We start from the raw sequence: 327 nt of genomic DNA, 5'->3' as shown, positions 1-327 counted from the left end.
CGCCACAACCGCCATGATTTTCTGGTGCCGACTAGAGGACTTGAACCCCCAACCTACTGATTACAAGTCAGTTGCTCTACCAATTGAGCTAAGTCGGCTAAATGGTGGAGGATGACGGGATCGAACCGCCGACCCCCTGCTTGTAAGGCAGGTGCTCTCCCAGCTGAGCTAATCCTCCATTTGCCTGGCAACGTCCTACTCTCACAGGGACAAGGTCCCAACTACCATCGGCGCTAGAGAGCTTAACTTCCGTGTTCGGTATGGGAACGGGTGTGACCTCTCTGCCATCATTACCAGACTTTTATCATTATGCACATTCTTTTCAGA

2 tRNA genes and 1 rRNA gene are annotated in these 327 nt (G+C 51.7%); all 3 read right to left on the bottom strand.

Annotated elements, in window-relative coordinates:
- Positions 1–22: 22 nt before the first annotated feature.
- Positions 23–98 (bottom strand) — tRNA-Thr (locus M3Z76_RS19680).
- A gap of 4 nt (positions 99–102) precedes the next feature.
- Positions 103–178: transfer RNA gene (locus M3Z76_RS19675), tRNA-Val, on the bottom strand.
- A gap of 4 nt (positions 179–182) precedes the next feature.
- Positions 183–298: ribosomal RNA gene (gene rrf, locus M3Z76_RS19670) — 5S ribosomal RNA — on the bottom strand.
- Positions 299–327: the final 29 nt, after the last annotated feature.

Source organism: Metasolibacillus sp. (assembly GCF_025291715.1).
GTDB lineage: Bacteria > Bacillota > Bacilli > Bacillales_A > Planococcaceae > Metasolibacillus > Metasolibacillus louembei.
Note: the sequence above shows the minus strand (reverse complement) of the source record. Positions and strands in the feature narration are given on the sequence as shown.